This is a genomic window from Clavibacter sp. VKM Ac-2873 (assembly GCF_015351075.1).
Lineage (GTDB): Bacteria > Actinomycetota > Actinomycetes > Actinomycetales > Microbacteriaceae > Clavibacter.
The window spans coordinates 52,025-68,239 of sequence record NZ_JADKRS010000004.1 but is presented as its reverse complement, the minus strand read 5'-3'; the positions used below and the strand labels follow the sequence as shown (position 1 = coordinate 68,239).

Here is a 16,215-nt window from a genome sequence, read left to right as displayed (position 1 = left end):
GCTAGCGTCGCAGCATGCCCGACACCGTCTCCCCCGCCCTCGCCCGACGCGTGGCCCTGGCGGCGCAGGGGCTCGGCCGGCCGCTCGCCGAGGCGGCGGGCACGCGCCGCCTGTCCGCGGAGATCCGCCGGCTGGGGCTGCTGCAGATCGACTCCGTCAACGTCTTCGAGCGCAGCCACCACCTGCCCGTGCTCGCCCGCGTGGGGCCCTACGACCGCGCCGCGCTCGACCGGATGCTGTTCGGCGGCGGGGGCGCCTACACGGAGTACTGGGCGCACCAGGCCGCCGTGCTGCCCGTCGACGACCTGCCGCTGTTCGGATGGCGGATGGCCGCGGAGCGCGCCCGGCGCACGCGGCCCGGCTCCTGGGCGCTCGAGCACGCGCCGCTGATCGCCGAGGTCCGCGCCGAGCTCGCCCGCACGGGGCCGGTGCCGGCGAGCGCGATCGAGCACGAGTCCAACGTCCGCACCGGCCCCTGGTGGGGCTGGTCGGACGTGAAGCGGGCGCTCGAGGCGATGTTCGCGTGGGGCGAGATCGCGAGCGCCGGCCGGCGCGGGTTCGAGCGGGTCTACGGGCTCGCGGAGGACGTGCTGCCGGCCTCGGCCCGCGACCGCGCAGTGCCGGAGGAGGACGCCGTGCGGGAGCTCGTGCGCCGCGCCGCCGTCGCGCACGGCATCGGCACGGCCGCCGACCTCGGCGACTACCACCGGCTGTCCCGCGCCGCGACCGACCGCGCGCTCCGCGACCTCGCCGACGCGGGCGAGGTGCTGCCCGTGACCGTGCCGGGCTGGGAGGGGCGCGGGAAGCCGCTGCCCGTGTGGCTGCACCGGGACGCGCGGCTGCCCCGGCGGATCCGCGGCGAGGCGCTGCTCTCGCCCTTCGACCCGGTCGTGTGGTTCCGCGAGCGGGCGCTGCGCCTGTTCGACCTGCACTACCGGATCGAGATCTACACGCCGGCGGCGCAGCGCGTGCACGGCTACTACGTGCTGCCGGTGCTGGTGGACGACGAGATCGTCGCCCGGGTGGACCTCAAGAGCGACCGCCAGGCGGGCATCCTGCGCGTGCAGGCGTCGTGGATCGAGGAGGGCCACGATCCCGCGGCGGTCGCCGAGCGCGTCGCGCCGCTCGTCGAGCGCGCGGCCGCGTGGCAGGGGCTGGATGGCGTCGGCGTCGTCGATCGCGGGACGCTCGCGCCGGCGCTGCGGGCGCACCTGCCGGCCGTCGCGGCCGTCGCGGCCGTCGCGGCCGGGGTCTCCGCCGATCCGGCCGGCTGAGGCGCGGCGGCTAGAACTGCACGCGCGGCGGCTCGGCGATGGACGCGAGGCTGGAGACCTCGTAGAAGTCCCGCTCGCCGAAGCCCAGCCCGCGCACGAAGAGCGTGTTCGGGAACTGCGTGATCTTGGTGTTGAGCTCGCGGACGCCGCCGTTGTAGAAGCGGCGCGACGCCTGGATCCGGTCCTCGGTGTCCACCAGCTCGCCCTGCAGCTGCAGGAACGTCTGGCTCGTCTGCAGCTGCGGGTACGCCTCGGCGACCGCGAACAGCGACTTCATCGCGCCCTGCAGGTGCTCCTCGGCGGCGCTCGCCTCCGCGGGGCTCCCGGCGCTGATCGTCTCGGTGCGCGCGGAGGCCACCTTCTCGAACACCTTCTGCTCGTGGTTCGCGTAGCCCTTGACCGACTCGATGATGGTCGGCAGCAGGTCCGCGCGCCTCTTCAGCTGCACCGTGATGTCGCTCCACGCCTCGTCCACCCGCACGTTCAGGGTGATGAGGGCGTTGTACGTGGCCCAGAGGTAGATGCCGACGAGCACTGCCAGGAGCACGACGACTCCGAGCGCGATCCACAATTCCATGCTCGGATCCTACGCGCGGGCCTGGGGAGGACCCGGGGGATCCACGGCCCGCGCACCCGTTCTGGGGGCGGGGCGGCCGTGCGCGTCCGGGTCAGCCGCGCTCGCGCAGGGTGTCGCGGAGGAAGCGGTAGGAGGAGCGGGGCGTGCGGTCGCGGGTGTCCGGATCCACGTGCACGAGACCGCGCGGCGCCCGGCGCCCGGCCTCCCACTCGAAGCCGTCGAGGAGGCTGCCGGCGATGACGACCTCGAGCCGCACGCCCTCCGCGGCGCCGCCCGGCGCGACGGCGGCGAGCGCCTGCACGAGGTGGTCGGAGATCGCGTGCGCACGGCGCGGATCCCGGCGGGAGCCGTCGCGGTCGTCGACCTGCTCGGGGTGGGCGGCGTCGAGACCGGAGAGCACGACGGGCGGCAGGGCGTCGCCGTAGCGCGCGCGGAGGTCGGCGAGCACGACGGGGACCAGGTCGGGCGCGACGGGGTGGCCGTCGAGGGAGGTGGGGTGGTCGGTCCAGGGCAGCTCGGCTAACGGGATCGCGGTGGATCCGGCGACGAGTCGCGGCACGGCGGCGACGCGGATCGGGTCGGCGAGCGCGACCCCGTAGTGGTCGAGCGGTTGGCCGATGGAACGGAGGTCGGCGGGATCCACGCGCCCGAGCCGCTCGAAGGCCTCCGCGTGCGGGCCGTCGAGGTCCGGGTAGCGCCCGAGGAGCACGGCGTCGGCGAACAGGTCCTGGTGCAGGGCGCGCGCCACGACGGCGGCCGCGCGGTCGTCGTCGTCCCCGGAGGCGGCCTCGACGACGCGGTGGGCGTTCACGATGCCGACGCGCGCCGAGGAGCGCGCGCCGCGGATCGCCTCGACCGCGCGGCCGTGCGCGAGCAGCTGGTGGTGCACGGTGGGCAGCGCGTCGAGCCCCAGGCGCGAGCCCGGCGCGTGCGTCCCGGCGACGTGGCCGCCCATCGTCGTGAGCGCGGGCGTCCGCAGCGTGACCCAGTCGGGCACGCGGTCGGCGAGCGCCTCGGCGGCGAGGTACGCGAGGTCGCCGAAGCGGAGCGCGGTGTCGCGGTGGAGCCAGCCGCCGCGGTCCTGCAGCTCGACGGGCAGGTCGTGGTCGTGCAGGGCGGCGCGCGGACGGATGCCCGCGGCCAGCAGGGCGTCCACCAGCTCGTCGTAGAACCCGATGCCCTCGCGACGGAGGCCGCCGCGGGCCTCCGGCTGGATCCTGGACCAGGAGAGGGAGAAGGAGAGGACGTCGGCGCCGAGCTCGACGGCGAGCGCGACGTCCTCCGCGCTGCGGGCCATGTGCTCCGCTCCGCGCTCCGGGTCGCTGCCGTCCGCCACCGCGCCGGGCCGCCGCGCGAACGCGTCCCACACGGACTCGGTGCGGCCGCCCTCGTGCGCGCGGCCCTCGACCTTGGTCGCGCTCGTGCTCACCCCGATGCGCGGGCCGCCCGCGAGCAGACCCGCCAGCTCGGTCGGCGTCGGGCGGTCGGGGGCGGCGTCGCGAGGGGTCACGTGAGCCAGTATCGGGCACCGGGACGGCGCCTCCCCGCGCCGGCCGGCCGTGCGGGCGCTCGGCATCGCACCCGGGCCGCCCGGGGCGCCGCACCGAGGACGCACACCGCGCATCCCGGCGTCGGGCATGCGCCGCACAGGTTCGGGTACCACTTCCGTCACGGTCGGTGCGGGCGGTTGACACGCCCGGATGCACCCGCCTGAATGGAGGCACGGTGCAGCAACTGGCGAGGAACGAGGAGCGCCCGTCCACGGGGGGTGGAGCGGGCGGGATCCGTCGATCCCGCGAGCGGGCCGTCCGCACCGCCTCGGTGCTCCTGCTGCTCGCGGCGCTCCTCGCCGGCGGCACCGTCGCCGCCTCCGCCGCCACCGAGACCCCAGCCCCCACGCCGAGCCCCGTCCCCTCCGGCGCGCCCGCGCCCGCGCCGACGGTGGAGACGCCCCCGTTCTCCACCGATGGCGCCATCGCGGTCACCGGCACGCGGCCCGCGGGCGCCGACGTGCAGGTCACCATCGCGAGCGTGCCCGCCGCCGTCACGCTCCCCACCTCCACCACCTGGCGCGCTACCGCGACCGGCGTCCCGGACGGGCAGAACCCGGTGCGCGTCACCGCGGGCGGGCAGGAGGCCACCGCGACCGCGACCGTCCTGCGGGCTCCCGGCGTCAACAGCTTCTCCGTCGTGACCACCGGCCTCGTCAGCGGCACGGGCTACCCGGGCGCGGTCGTCGACGCGCGCTCGGGTGGTGCCGCCTGCCGCGCCACCGTGGGCGCCTCGAGCACGTGGGCGTGCCTCCTCGCCCCGCCGCCGGCGTCCGGGACCGGCGTGCCCGTCACCGCCACGCAGTCCACGCCGTGGAGCACGGGCACGCCCGCCGTCGGCCGCGGCACCGGCAACTTCGACACGACGGCACCCGGAGCCGCGGTCATCACCGCGCCCGCGGCCGGCGCCACCGTCGACGCCGCGGGGATCACGATCTCCGGCACCTCCGACGAGGACGGCGACGTCGTGCGCGCCTACCTCACGGGCTACGGCGACGCCGCGTGCCAGGCGCAGGTCGCCGGCGGCCGATGGTCGTGCACGACCGGCACGCTGCCGCCCGGGCCGCGGGGGATCACCGCGACGGTCACGGATCCGCTCGGCAACATCAGCACGCTGGCCGCGGAGGTCGACATCACGGTCGCGCAGGCCGCGTCCTCGCCCACCCCGGGCGCGACCACGCCGCCCGCGAGCGCGACGCCCGAGGCCACCAGCTCGCCCGAGGGCACGCAGGCGGCGCCCGCGCCCGGATCCGTCCCCGGCGGCGGCGAGGGCGGCGGCACGACCGGCACGGCGCCGGGGCACGACGGCGCGACCGGATCCGGATCCGCGCCCGCCGCCGCCGCGCCCGGCACCTGGAACGCGCCCACGCGCTTCGGCACGTCGCTCCAGCCCCTGCCCGCGGCGTTCACCGACGGCCGCGGCCTCCTCCCCCTCCTCCTCGCCCTCGGCGCGGTGCTCCTCGTCACCCTCCCGGCCCTCCTCCTCCGCGGTGCCCTCGTCGCCCGCTTCGGTGGCCGCCACCGCGCGGCCGAGGACGTCACGCCGCTGCGGATCATCGCCCGCGGCGACGCCGCCGCCCTCACCACGCGGGCGGCCGCCGCGGCCTTCACCGGCTCGACCGCGACGACCGGCCAGCTGCGCATCGTCCCCGGCCGGCTCGACTCCGCTCCGCTCCCCGTGCCCGCCCGGCGCGAGCCCGAGCCGACGCTCCTCGGCGCCCGCCCCGCACGCGAGCCCGGCCGCGCCGGCCGCTGGGGCGCCGCCGCGGCAGCGCTCGCGCTGGCCGCCGCGCTGGCCGCCCTGTCGCTGCCCGTGGGATCCGACCCCAACGCCGTGCGCCTGTTCCTCGCCGCCCTCGTGGGGCTCGCCGTGGTCAACGGCGTCGGCGTGGTCGCGGTCGCCTCGGTGGCCGGCCGCGTGGGCGCCGGGCCCGCGCGCGTGCGCGCCGTGCCCGCCCTCCTCGTCCTCTCGGCGACCGCCGTGCTCGCGTCGCGGGCGTTCGGCCTCGCGCCGCCCATCGTCATCGGCCAGGTCCTCGGCCTCGTGGCCGACGACCGCGACGACCGGTCCCGGGCCCGCCTCGCCCTCGTGCAGTCGGGATCGCTCGCGACGCTGGGCCTCGTGGCCTGGATCCTGTACGGCCTCGTCCCCGCGACCGGCGGGATGTGGCCGCAGCTGGCGAACGAGCTCCTCAGCGTCATCACCCTGGCCGCGCTCAGCTCCGCGGCGCTGGCGCTCGCGCCCGTCTCCCTCGTGCTCGGGCGCTCGCTGCTGCTGCGCTCCCTGCCGCTGTGGGCCGTCGTCAGCGTCGCCGTCCTCACGCTGGCGTTCGCCGCGGTGGCCACGACCGCGAGCGGGGTACCGGCCGAGGTCTGGATCACGGCGCTCGTCATGGCCGGCGCCTTCGCGGCGGTGAGCCTGGCCGTGTGGCTCTGGATCCGCGTGGTCGAGCCCTCGCTGCAGCGCCTCTAGCCGCGCGACGCGCACCGGGGTCACGGGGATGGGCGGCGCGCGCGACCCGGGGGCTCCGCCCGCGCGGATCACCGTCGACGAGGGACAGGTCCGTCGGCTCGTCGCCGACCAGTTCCCCGAGTGGGCCGGCCTCTCCGTCGCGCCCGTGCCGGCGGGCGGCTGGGACAACCGGACCTTCCGCCTCGGGGACGGCCTGCTGGTGCGGCTTCCGAGCGCCGCGGAGTACGCGCTGGCGGTCCCGAAGGAGCAGCGGTGGCTCCCGCGCCTCGCGCCCTGCCTGCCGGTGCCCGTCCCCGTCCCGCGCGCGCAGGGCGTCCCGGGGTCGGGGTACCCGTTCCCCTGGTCCGTGTACGAGTGGATCGAGGGCGAGCCCGCGAGCTCCCGACCCGCGCGTGACCCGATCGAGCTCGCGGAGGACCTCGGCGGCTTCATCACGGCCCTGCAGCGCGTCGACGCGTCCGACGGCCCGAAGCCGGGCACGCACAGCTGGTTCCGGGGCGGCCCGCTCCTCACCTACGACGCGCAGACCCGCCGCGCCCTGACCCAGCTGGAGGGCGAGGTCGACCGCGCGGCGGCCACGCGGATCTGGTCGCGCGCGCTCGCGTCCCGCTGGGACGGCAGGGACGTCTGGTTCCACGGCGACCTGGCGCCCGGCAACATCCTGCTGCGCGACGGGAGGCTGTCCGCCGTCATCGACTTCGGCACCTGCGGCGTCGGCGACCCCGCGTGCGACGTGGCGGCCGCCTGGACGCTGTTCCCCGCCGAGGGGCGCGCGGCGTTCCGCGACCGGCTGGCGGTCGACGACGGCCTCTGGTCCCGCGGGCGAGGCTGGGCGCTGTGGAAGGCGCTGATCACGTGCGTCGAGCACCGGGGCAGCACCGACCGGGCTGCCGTCGACGCCCGACGTGCGCTCCACGGGATCTGCGCGGAGCACCAGGACGGCTGAGCGCCCTCAGCAGCCACCACCCGCCGCCGTCCGCTGCCGCGCCGCGCCTGGCGCGGACCCTCGGCCGGGGCCACACTGGGGGCGTCGCCGGCTCCGGCGGCCTCGACCCGGCCCGCGCGGCCCCGACGGCAGGAGTCCAGCATGAGCACATCGAGCACGTCCCTCTGGGCGGCGCTCACGCGGCGGAAGCCCGTGGAGACGATCGAGGCGGAGCCCGGCGCGGCCGGGGAGGAGGGCGGCCTCACCCGCTCGCTCGGCCTCTGGCAGCTCACCGCGATCGGCGTGGGCGGCATCATCGGCACCGGCATCTTCACGCTCGCGGGCACCGTCGCGAACCAGACGGCCGGCCCCGCCGTCCTCATCTCCTTCCTCATCGCCGGCATCGCGAGCGCGGCGGCGGCCCTCTCCTACGCCGAGTTCGCGGGCATGATCCCGAAGGCCGGCTCCGCGTACACGTACGGCTACGCGGCGCTCGGCGAGATCGTCGGCTGGTTCATCGGGTGGGACCTGCTGCTCGAGTACACCGCCATCGTCGGGGTGGTGGCAATCGGCGTCTCCGGCTACGCGGGCTTCCTCCTCGACCAGTTCGGCGTCGACCTGCCCGCGTGGATGCTCGGCGCCGCCGGCACGGGCGACGGCCACGTGGTCGACCTCTTCGCCGTGATCCTCTGCCTCGGCACCGCCTTCGTCCTCACCCGCGGCATGAAGAGCGTCGGCCGCTTCGAGCTGTACCTCGTGGGCCTCAAGGTGACGCTGGTGCTCGTGATCGTCGTCATCGGCTTCACGCAGATCACCGGCGCCAACTACCAGCCGTACTTCCCGTTCGGCGCGGCCGGCGTCTTCACGGGCGCCGCCACCGTCTTCTTCGCCGTGTTCGGCTACGACGCCATGAGCACCGCGGCCGAGGAGTCGAAGGACGCCACCAAGCACATGCCGAAGGCGATCCTGCTGTCGCTCGCGATCGCGATGGTGCTCTACGTGCTCGCGACCATCGTGCTCACGGGCATGCAGAGGTACAGCGACATCAACCCGGAGAGCGGCTTCGCGACGGCGTTCGAGTCGGTGGGCCTGCCGGCCGTGGCGAACGTGGTGGCGGTGGGCGCGATCGTCAGCGTCGTCACCGTGATGCTCACGTTCATGCTCGGGGCGTCGCGCGTGTGGTTCTCCATGAGCCGCGACGGGCTGCTGCCCAAGTGGTTCGCGGTCACCGACCGGAAGCGCAACGTGCCCACGCGCGTGACGTGGATCATCGGCATCGGCTCGGCCCTGTTCGCGGGCTTCCTGCCCATCACGGTGGTGGCGGAGCTGACGAACATCGGGATCCTGCTGGCGTTCGTCGTGGTGTGCGCGGCCGTGATCGTGCTGCGCTACAAGCGCCCGGAGATCCCGCGGGCGTTCCGGCTGCCGGCCATGCCCGTGGTGCCGATCATCGGCATCGGCTTCTCGCTGTGGCTCGTCTCGTCGCTGCCGTGGGAGACGTGGGTGCGGTTCCTGGTGTGGCTCGTCATCGGCCTCGTGATCTACCTCACGTACTCGCGCCGCAACTCGGTGCTCGCCCCCGACAGCCCGCGCAACCGCGGCTGACCGGACCAGGCGGGCACGCGGCGCCCCTGCTGCGTCGTGACCCGCGGGCTAGTTCGCGCCGCTGGTGTTGATGCCGCCGTTGACGCCGGCGGGGAAGAACCCGCCCTTCGTCACGGCCTTGTTGTTCAGGTACACGATGTTGAGCACCTGGCCGGTCGTGCGGCTGAACGCGATCGAGTTCGCGTCGGTCGGCACCAGGTTGGCGCCGCCCGAGACCGTGATGCCCTGGTCGAGGTCCGTGGACCCGTCGAGGGAGTCGCGCGCGTTCGAGATCGCGTTGGTCGGAGCCGCGAGGCCCTTCGCGAACAGCGACGTGCGGATGATGCCCGCGTGGTACGCCTCGACCGCGAGGATGCCGGCGGCCGCCTCGAGGTACGTCTTGTTCGTGATGAGCGGGGCCGCGCCCTTGTAGGCGGTCACTCCGACGTCCTCGAAGACGAACGACGCGAGCAGGAAGTTCTCGTCGCTCGCGAACGCGTCGAACTTCTCGCCCGCCTTGATGAGGCCAGCGGCCTGGGCGGCCGCGGAGAACGCCGCGTCCAGGTTGATCGCGGGACGCGCGACCCGCGCCGAGCCCAGCGCGGACCGCAGGAACTTCACGTGCGCCTTCTCGTCCTGCGCGATCTCGCGCGCGTACTGGCGGATGGCGTTGTCCTTGAACTGCACCTGGCGACCGCCCGTGACCGCGCCCGGCGTGCCGACGCCGGAGATGTCGTTCGGGACGAGGCCAGCGCCCGTGGAGGCGCGCAGGTAGAACTCGGCCTCGAGGTACTCGAGGTTGAGCGCGAAGTTGAGGACCGCGGCGTCCGTGACGGCGCCCGCGTCGGCCTCGGCCTGCGCGTCGGCCGCCTGGGCGCCCGTCGCGGGGATCAGGGCCGCGGCGCCGACGCCGAGCCCCGCCACGCCGGCGGCGGTGAAGAAGCGACGACGGTCGAGCGGCGACTGCGCGCTCTTGTCGATGGCCTGGGTGATGAACTTCTTGTCGAACATGGATGAGCTCCCTTGATCGGCGCGTCCGTATCCCAGATACCGAGCGCGTGGTGGTTCGAACGCTAAACGGGTGTGCGGCATACGGGAAGAGGCACGGGGCATCGTTTCGCCGGATGTCGGAAAGCGTTCGGAACCCGGCTCGATGCGGTTTGGGTCGGATCCATGCGGATCCGACCCGCGGCGATCACGTCGGGATGACCTTGAAGAGCACCTTGTGCCTCACCATGAACCAGATCGCCGCGAGCACGAGCGTGTGGATCACTGTCCCCTGTAAGAAATTCGACCTGTCGAGGAACGGCAGGCTGCCGACGAGCAGCACGAAGAACACGTGGACGATGAAGACGTAGAGGCTCGCGGATCCGAGCGGCGTGTAGAACCAGCCGAACGCGCGGTCCACGGGCTTCCAGACCCGGGTGAGGAACGTGTACGCGACCACGAGCATCAGCGCGAGGTCGATGAGACGGCCGGGCTGCAGGAACGTGCGCTGGTACAGCGACTCGTACAGCGACGAGTAGAGGCCGTCGGGCACGCCCGGCAGCTGCACGCCGAAGGTGTGGCCGGCCCAGAGCACGGCGAGCGAGCCGACGTACGCGACGAGCGCGATCGTCACCAGCACGCGGCCGACGCGGCCCGTGAGCGCACGCGTGATCTGCCTCCGGTAGTAGCCGATCACCAAGCCGTTGAGGAACGCGACCTGCCACGTGAGCAGCGGGAAGACGTCCTCGAACATCGACGGCAGCACGCGGATGTCGTACTGCGCGTTGAGGAGGTACGCGGCCCAGCTGACGATGACCACGACCCACCACATGCGGCGGCGGAGCAGCCAGACGATCGCGGGGACGAGCAGGGTCAGCACCACGAACAGGCCCATGATGTTGAACACCCACGGCCCCATGCGCAGCAGCAGCAGGTCGCGGATCGCGTACCAGGGCGGCGGGTAGTCGAGCAGGCGCGCGCCGTTCGGGTAGAGGTCGTAGACCTGCCCGGTGGTCGTCTTGCCGTCGGCGCCCGTGCCGCGGTCGGTGAACGTGGTGATGACATCGGTGTTCAGGAACGGCACGAACGTGAGAGCGAAGACGATGACGACCACCGCGATCGACACGACGTACTGCTTCACCGCGCGCCGGAGGATGGAGACGAGCGCCTTCACCTCGCCGTACTTCTTCACCGCCAGCGGGTAGACCATGCCGAGCACGAGGCCGGACAGCAGCACGAACATCTCGGCGCCCGTGATGGCGCCGATCGCGTTGATGCTGATGTAGGAGTACGTGCTCGCCACCTCGATGTGCGTGACGACCACGACGACGATGATCCAGCCGCGGAAGAGGTCGAGGCGGCGGTCGCGGGGGCTGTTCTCGTCGGGGTAGCGCCAGCCGGGCTTCAGGCGGCCGATGGGGCCGGAGATCACGAACAGCAGCAGGAGCACGACCGCGCAGAGCACGATCCAGCCCATCTGCTCGTCCTCCGGGGATCCCGGGTCGCGGTACTGAGCGGTGGCGATGTTGGCGCGCTCCTGGTCGAAGACCTGCGTGACCGGCCCGAGGGTCGCGGTCGCCGGATCCAGGTGCGTGCGGAGCGCCGACGCCACGGTGGTGTCGCCCGTCGCCCGCCAGTCGATGACGGCGCCCTTGGCCTCGGCCTCGGTGCGCTGGAGCTCGCGCCACACGACCATGCCGATGCCCGGGTGCGCAGATCGGACGTCGGCGGAGAGCACCTGGTCCCACCACGCGCTCTTGATGTCGATCTCGGAGGCGCCGTCGGTGCGGGCCGGGTCGTAGAGCGCGCCCGTCTCGATGACGGCCGGCTTGCCGGTGCCCTCGATCCACTCGGCCGCGAAGTCCCGCCCCGCGCCGCCCTGGTCGGAGTAGCCGTACGCGCCCGAGAGCTCGCGGGAGAACTTGTCCTGCTCGGGCACGACGTTCTTCCCGAACTCCTGCTGCGGGATCACCTCGGTGCCGAGGTAGTCCTGGGTGGGCTCCCCGACGGTGAAGTCCTGCTCGGCGCCGAAGTGGGACGCGGACAGGCCCACCCAGTCGACGGCGTCGTCGCCCGGGTAGTACGGCCGGTAGGCGTCGTCGTCCACGTCCACGCGGCCGTTGCCGTCGGTGTCGAGCTCGGCGATGGAGCGGGTGGCGGATCCCTGCGTGAGGCCGTCCGCGGATCCGAACGGGTAGCCGGCCGCGTAGGCGGGCGACCACACGGTGACGGCGCCCGCGTCGGAGGCGTGCACGGCGTCCGCGACCTGGCGGAAGGCGGCGACGTACGCCGTCGGCTGCTGCCCCCAGGGGGTCCACGACCCGTTCATCTCGGGGGCGAACCGCACCAGCGCGCGGGAGTCGTAGCGCTGGCGGAGCGCCTCGAGCCGGCCCATGAGGGCGGTCGCGTCGGCCGCGGTCAGGTCGGCGAGCGGCTTCGTCGGCTCGAGCGTGAGGAAGAGGAGCGACCCCTGCTGCGCGGCCTGCTGCGCGAACTGGTCGAGGTAGGTGACGTCGTCGGATCCGAGCGGGTAGCGCACCGACTGCCCGAGCACCGCGGGGGTCGCCCCGAGGCGGTCCGCGTAGCTCTGCGCGTCGTCGGCGGTCCAGTCGATGATGCCGCCGAACCAGGGCGCCGCGGGCCCCCGGGTGAGGTCGACCTCGTCGGCGGGCGCCGCGGGCGCGGCGGCCCGCGGCGCGGCCGGTGCCGCGAGCGCCGCCGTCGCCGGGACGACCGCGATCGCGAGCGCCACCATCGCGGCGGCCCACCCGCCGATCCGTCCTCGCGTGCGCCCGCCCCCGCGTGCCCGCATCCCCCCGCCGCGCATCAGCCGCGCAGCCTGACCAGTCGCCAGCGGTTGCTGCCGTCCGTGCGCTCGTACGTGAGGTCGTCGAGGGCCGCCTGCGCGAGCGCCAGCCCGCGCCCGCTCTCGCTGAGGTCGTCGGGCATGGACACCCGGGTGAGGTCGACGACGGCGGGCTTGCCGTCGTCCTCGAACAGCGCGACGATGCGGTCGTGCTGGCAGATCACGGTCATCGTGAACGTCACGGGGTAGCCCGCCCGCTCCCCCACCGCGACGCCGTGCTCGACCACGTTGCCGGCGATCTCCACCACGGCCGTCTCGAACAGCATCCGCTCGGTGTCGCTCACGTCGAAGGCCTGGTCCCACACCGCCGCGATCACCGCGTGCACGGCGGAGAGGCTCTCCTCGACGGCCGGGAGCGTGACGTTGGCCCGCACCGGCGGCGCGTGGTGCGTCATGCCCTCATCGGTCACGGAACACGCCCTCGGGCGAGTCGTGCACCGTGAGCACGCGATTGAGGTTCGTCAACTCCAGCACGGCCTTGACCTGCGCGTTGGGGCGGGCGAGACGGAGGTCGCCCCCCGCCTGGCGCGCGCGCTTGAGCCCCGAGACGAGGGCGCCGAGGCCGGAGGAGTCCATGAAGTCGGTGCTGCCGAGATCCACCACGACGAAGGCCCGGCCGCCGTCGATGACCTCGGTGAGGATGGTGGTGAGCTGCCGGGCGGAGACCATGTTCAGGCGGCCGGTCGGCGTGACGACGCTCACGTGCGTGCCCTGCTCGTTGACTGCGATGTCGATCATGCGTCCTCCTTGGCCGGCGTGAAGCCCCGGTAGCGGGCCGCACGGATGATGATGCTGAAGATCGCCAGGTCGAAGACGACCCAGGCGAGGTTGGTGAACGTGCCGAGCGGCGTCGCCTGCCCGACCGAGAGGCGCAGCAGGCCGATCGCCGACGCGACGATGAGCGCGCCCATCACGTAGAGCTGCGGCTTCACGAGGTCCCACCGCGGCTTCCCGCTCGCGGCGCGGACCTTCGGGGTCACCGCGAAGTCGAGGGGCTTGCGGAAGAACACGTTGGCGACGGCCGTGGTGACCGACGAGATCCACACCGGGAAGAGCGCGAGCGAGTACTGCTGGCCGCGCCAGGTGCGCTTGCCGCGGCCGACCACCGCGAACAGGAGCTGGTTGACGAGGAGGAACGGGATCAGCCGCACGAAGAAGTCCGTCGAGATCGCCTGCACCGGGAGCACGCCGAACACGAGGTAGATGATGGGCGCGGCCACGTAGACCACGGCCGTGAAGCCGGAGAAGTAGCTCCACATCGTGGCGAAGTACATGAGGCGCTGCGGGATGGAGAGCGCCTTCTGCAGCAGCGGGTTCTCGCGGAAGAACACCTGGATCGTGCCCTGCGCCCAGCGGAGGCGCTGGGTGAGCATCGTCGGCAGGTCCTCCGGCGCGAGCCCGTACGCGAGGACCTCGTCGTGGTACGCGGACTTCCAGCCGAGCCCGTGCAGGCGCATGCAGGTGGCCATGTCCTCGGTGACCGAGATGGTGGCCAGCGGCATGATCGACTGCGCGTCGTCGTCGCGGTGCACGTCGATGTCGCGGACGATCGCGCGCACGGCGTCGAGCGCGCCGAGCGGCGACCAGTCGCGCTCGGAGAGGCGGGCCATGGCGCTCTCGTCGACGAGCGACACGGCGTCGCGCGCGGCCGAGTGCCGGCCGGCCAGCGCGGCTATCTCGGCGAGGTCGGCGTTCAGGGCGGCCATGTCGTCCTGCACCATGCGGGCGGCGATGGAGTCGACGCGCTTCTGGAAGCGGTAGGTCACGTCCGCGAGCGGCTGCCCGCGGCGGAGCTCGGCGCGGGCGCGGCGCACGTCGTAGGCGACGTCGTCGAGGGCCTTGCGCAGCTCGGGCTGCTCGGGGTCGAGCTCCTCGCGCGCCTTGTCGATCACGTCGCCCGCCGTGCGGAGCGCGCGGAACACGCTGATCTCGATGTCCGTCACGTACCGCGAGACGCCGAGCAGCATGAGGGCCTCGCGGCGGAGGATCGCGTTGGATCCGCAGAAGAACGCCGCGTTCCACCCGTCCTTGCCCTGCTGGATGGGTCCGTAGAACAGCGGCGCCTGGCTGCCGAGCGGATCCGAGTCGGGCACGTTGACGAACACCTGCGGCGTCTGCACGATCGCCATGCGCCGGTCGTCGAAGTAGCCGAGCGTCTTGTCGAGGATCTCGGGCACGGGCACCTGGTCGGCGTCGAGGATGAGCATGAACTCGCCCTCGGTGGTGAGCAGCGCGTTGTTGAGGTTGCCGGCCTTCGCGTGGCGGGCGCGGCCCGACCAGTCGGCCGAGCGGGTGATCCAGCCGATGCCCTCGGCCTCGGCCAGGTCGCGGAGCTCGGTGCGGTTGCCGTCGTCGAGCACCCACGTCTTGTGCGGGTAGGTGATGCGCTGGGCGGCGCGCGCGGTCTCCATCACGAGGTCGAGCGGCTCGTTGAACGTCGCGATGAACACGTCGACCGTGAGCCCCGGCTGCGGCGTCGGCGGCCTCGGCCGGTCGCGGGCGCGCCACATCGTGAGCCCGAACAGCAGCGAGTCGATGAGGCTGTACGTCTCCGCGAGCACGAGCGGGATCGCGATCCAGAGCGCCTCGGTGTTCACCGAGAACAGCAGCCGCCAGATGATGTAGTTGAGGCCGAGGATCGCGGTCACCACGGCGAGGAAGCGGATGAACGCGAACCGCAGCGGCGACCGGCCGGTGGTCGGCGCGCGATGCGTCGAGCGGCTCACGTGCGGCTCACGGCGAGGACGGTGACGTCGTCGAGCGGCGCGCCGACGGACGCGAGGACGCGGACCCGCTCGACGAGCGCGTGCACGCCGCCGGCCTCGGCCACGAGGCCGCCGATGGCCTCGAACGCGGGATCGCTGCCGCCGAACATGTCGAAGAGGCCGTCGCTGAAGGTGACGAGCGTGTCGCCGTGGTCGAGCGTGAGGCGCAGCTCCGCCCAGCTGTGCTCCGGGTCGATGCCCACGGGCAGGTCCCCCGTGCGCAGGTGCGTGACGCGGCCGTCCGCGTGCACCACGATCGTCAGCCCGTGACCCGCGTCGGCGTAGCGCACCAGGCCGGTGCCGACGTCGATGTGGCCGTGCTGCAGCGTGACGAACGCGCCGGTGCGGCTGAGATCGCCCTCGAGCGACCGTGCGGCCTCCGTCACGAGGACCCCGGTGTCCCCCAGCGCGCCCGCGCCGAAGCGGTCGGCGGTGCCGGCCAGGCCGCGCAGGGTCGCGCGCACGGTGGCGGTGAGGATGGCGGCGCCGGTCCCCTTGCCCATCACGTCGGCGATGGCGAAGCGGAGGCCGGTGGGCGTGCGCTCGTAGTCGAAGAAGTCGCCGCCGACGACCTGGGCCGGGATGCACACCGCCGCGAGCTCGTAGCCGGGCAGCTCGACCTCCGCGACGGGCAGCAGGGCGGCCTGCACGGCCTGCGCGCGATCCATCTCCGCGCTCGTGGCCAGCTCCCGCTGGGCCCAGTCGGCCAGCTCGGCGAGGAGCGCCAGCTGGCCCTGGTCGAGGCTGCGGGGCCGGACGTCGTAGAGGCAGAGCGTCCCGATGATGGCGCCCTCGCTGTCGCGCAGCGGGTGCCCCGCGTAGAAGCGCACGTGCGGCGGTCCCGCGACCGACGGCAGGTGGCGGAACGCCGGATCCGCGGCCGCGTCCTCGACGACGAGCACGCGGTCCTCGCGGATGGTGGTGTCGCAGAACGCGCTCGTGATCGGTATCTCCGACATCTCGAGACCCGTGCGGGACGCGAACCAGATGCGGTCCCGGTCGGGGATCCCGATGGTGCACGCCGGCACGTCGAACGCGGTGCGGGCGAGGCGCGTGACGCGGTCGAAGCGCTCCTCCGGGGCCCCGTCGAGCAGCCCCAGGGCCTCGACGGCGCGCTGCGACGCGGTCGCCCGCGCGTCCTCGATCAGACTCATCCCCGCCCCCTCGCCGATGTGGGCCCCCGCCCACGGCACCCGGGATCGCCGGGCGCGCTC

At 73.8% G+C, this 16,215-nt stretch carries 12 protein-coding genes; 4 read left to right on the top strand and 8 right to left on the bottom strand.

All coding sequences use genetic code 11. The features are described from left to right. The first annotated feature begins 14 nt into the window (after positions 1–14). Positions 15–1,274, top strand: coding sequence for a winged helix-turn-helix domain-containing protein (locus ITJ44_RS12110; RefSeq protein ID WP_194635811.1), 1,260 nt, complete (start codon positions 15–17; stop codon positions 1,272–1,274). Between the two features lie 10 nt (positions 1,275–1,284). Here ITJ44_RS12110 and ITJ44_RS12105 read toward each other — a convergent pair whose 3' ends face one another. Then, the gene (locus ITJ44_RS12105; protein WP_194635810.1) at positions 1,285–1,851 is read right to left on the bottom strand and encodes a LemA family protein; all 567 of its coding nucleotides are present in this window, start codon (positions 1,849–1,851) and stop codon (positions 1,285–1,287) included. 91 nt (positions 1,852–1,942) lie between these two features. Next, complete coding sequence (locus ITJ44_RS12100) at positions 1,943–3,361, bottom strand: family 1 glycosylhydrolase (protein ID WP_194635809.1); 1,419 nt, start codon at positions 3,359–3,361, stop codon at positions 1,943–1,945. 215 nt (positions 3,362–3,576) lie between these two features. Between ITJ44_RS12100 and ITJ44_RS12095 the strand changes: the two genes are divergently transcribed. From ITJ44_RS12095 to ITJ44_RS12085, 3 genes are all read left to right on the top strand, one after another. Then, positions 3,577–5,874, top strand: a complete 2,298-nt coding sequence (locus ITJ44_RS12095) for a hypothetical protein (protein WP_194635808.1) — start codon at positions 3,577–3,579, stop codon at positions 5,872–5,874. A gap of 28 nt (positions 5,875–5,902) precedes the next feature. Continuing rightward, a complete protein-coding gene (locus ITJ44_RS12090) occupies positions 5,903–6,820 on the top strand; it encodes an aminoglycoside phosphotransferase family protein (RefSeq protein WP_194635807.1) in 918 nt (305 codons plus the stop codon). A 141-nt stretch (positions 6,821–6,961) separates the two neighbouring features. Then, positions 6,962–8,404 (top strand): amino acid permease, encoded by a 1,443-nt coding sequence (locus ITJ44_RS12085; protein WP_194635806.1) that lies wholly within the window; start codon positions 6,962–6,964, stop codon positions 8,402–8,404. Positions 8,405–8,452: 48 nt separating this feature from the next. On the opposite strand, the gene ITJ44_RS12080 is transcribed toward ITJ44_RS12085, so the two are convergent. From ITJ44_RS12080 to ITJ44_RS12055, 6 genes are all read right to left on the bottom strand, one after another. Next, positions 8,453–9,394 carry a ferritin-like domain-containing protein gene (locus tag ITJ44_RS12080; protein ID WP_194635805.1) on the bottom strand — a complete coding sequence of 314 codons (942 nt, stop codon included), beginning with the start codon at positions 9,392–9,394 and terminating at the stop codon, positions 8,453–8,455. Positions 9,395–9,578: 184 nt separating this feature from the next. Beyond that, entirely contained in the window at positions 9,579–12,125 is a 2,547-nt protein-coding gene (gene opgC, locus ITJ44_RS12075) for an OpgC domain-containing protein (RefSeq protein ID WP_194635804.1), read from the bottom strand. A gap of 71 nt (positions 12,126–12,196) precedes the next feature. Next, on the bottom strand, positions 12,197–12,646 hold the full coding sequence (locus tag ITJ44_RS12070; RefSeq protein ID WP_370551689.1) for an ATP-binding protein: 450 nt from the start codon (positions 12,644–12,646) through the stop codon (positions 12,197–12,199). Then, positions 12,636–12,974 carry an STAS domain-containing protein gene (locus ITJ44_RS12065; RefSeq protein ID WP_194635803.1) on the bottom strand — a complete coding sequence of 113 codons (339 nt, stop codon included), beginning with the start codon at positions 12,972–12,974 and terminating at the stop codon, positions 12,636–12,638. Before ITJ44_RS12065 ends, ITJ44_RS12070 begins: the two co-directional genes overlap by 11 nt. Continuing rightward, the gene (locus ITJ44_RS12060; RefSeq protein ID WP_194635802.1) at positions 12,971–14,962 is read right to left on the bottom strand and encodes a glycosyltransferase family 2 protein; all 1,992 of its coding nucleotides are present in this window, start codon (positions 14,960–14,962) and stop codon (positions 12,971–12,973) included. The genes ITJ44_RS12065 and ITJ44_RS12060 overlap by 4 nt, the downstream gene beginning before the upstream one ends. Next, complete coding sequence (locus tag ITJ44_RS12055) at positions 14,959–16,155, bottom strand: PP2C family protein-serine/threonine phosphatase (protein ID WP_194635801.1); 1,197 nt, start codon at positions 16,153–16,155, stop codon at positions 14,959–14,961. The genes ITJ44_RS12060 and ITJ44_RS12055 overlap by 4 nt, the downstream gene beginning before the upstream one ends. Positions 16,156–16,215 lie beyond the last annotated feature (60 nt).